This window comes from Actinomyces sp. MRS3W (assembly GCF_032465695.1).
Lineage (GTDB): Bacteria > Actinomycetota > Actinomycetes > Actinomycetales > Actinomycetaceae > Actinomyces.
Map to the genome: position 1 here is coordinate 1 of NZ_JAWDJJ010000140.1, position 1,325 is coordinate 1,325.

Annotated in this window: 2 protein-coding genes; both read right to left on the minus strand. The window is 71.2% G+C overall.

Features of this window, described 5'->3' with window-relative positions; all coding sequences use genetic code 11:
- The coding region (locus RWX45_RS04970) for a GTP 3',8-cyclase MoaA (protein WP_316022664.1) at positions 1–795 on the minus strand (795 nt) is incomplete at its 3' end.
- Between the two features lie 13 nt (positions 796–808).
- Positions 809–1,108, minus strand: a complete 300-nt coding sequence (locus RWX45_RS04975) for a DUF2249 domain-containing protein (RefSeq protein WP_316022665.1) — start codon at positions 1,106–1,108, stop codon at positions 809–811.
- Positions 1,109–1,325 lie beyond the last annotated feature (217 nt).

The window sequence follows — 1,325 nt, forward strand, 5'->3', positions numbered from 1 at the left end:
GCCGTCGGGATCCGTCCCCGCCATCACCTGCCACAGTGCGGCGGGGCGCCGGTCTGGGCGACCCACGGGGCTAAGAACGAAACCCGCTTGGCGCAGCGCCGCCAGCACCTGCTCCGCGCCGACGACGTCGCTCGCCCGCCAGGAGCCGCGCGGCCCCAGCGGCATGTGCTCGATGAAGCGCAACTGCCACCCACGGCGCAGGCACTCGGCCAGCAGCCGCGCCGTGCCCTCGCCGAGGGTGCCAGGCACGGCCACGGCGTTGACCTTGATGGGGGCCAACCCTGCGGCCTGCGCCCCCGCGATGCCGCGCAGCACATCCTCCAGCCGGTCGCGGCGCGTCAGGCGCGCATACTCGTGCGCGTCGAGCGTGTCGATGGAGATGTTGACGCGGTCCAGACCCGCCGTCCGCAGCCCGGCGGCTCGCTTGTCCAGCCCCAGGGCGTTGGTGGTCAGGCCAATATCCGGCTTGGCGCCGGTGCGGCGGGTGCGCAGCGTGGATACCTGGGCGACGATCTCCTCCAGATCCCGGCGCATGAGCGGTTCCCCGCCCGTCAGGCGGATCCGCTCCACGCCCAGCCGCTCCACTGCCACACGCGCCAGCCTCGCGATCTCGGCAACGGACAGCAGCTGCGGGCTGGGCAGCCACTCCAGGCCCTGCGCCGGCATGCAGTAGGTGCAGCGCAGATTACAGCGGTCCGTCACCGACAGCCGCAGGTCGCGCACAGTGCGCCCGAAGCGGTCCACCAGCACAGTGGGGGCCGCTGCGGGCCGGGCGGCGACGGCCTGCACACTCATGGGGCGATGGTACTCAGGCGACCCTGATGATCTCCACGCGCGCGAAGCCGTCCTCGGCCTCAAGCAGCGTGTGCTTGACCGTCATCGGCAGCTGATCAATCTGGTTGAGCAGCGGCGTGGGCACGTGCGGGGCGACCAGGTCGAAGCCCTCGCCCACACCCAAGGAGGAGACCGCTCCCAGCACGGCCGGGTGGCGCAGGCGGTGGGGGATGGGGCGCACATCCAGGGTTAGGCGCTCGTCGGATGCCTCGCCGCAGCCGCAGGTGCTGGAGTGGGTCTCCTGGATGGGGATGAGTTTGGGGGTCTCGCTCACGGGCTTCCTCCTGGTGTGGGCTAGTCGATAGTCGAGGACCGGGCCATTTTATTACGGTTGGAGGCGTGCAAAACAAGGCGGCCATCACTCCCGGTCACCGTCCGCCGACCGGCCGGGCCGGGAGTTCCCGGCGGCCCCGTCGACGCAGCATCCAGATACGTCGCAACGCCCTGGTGCTGGCCTGGTTCCTCATCGCGGCGGTGCTCGCCGTCGGGGT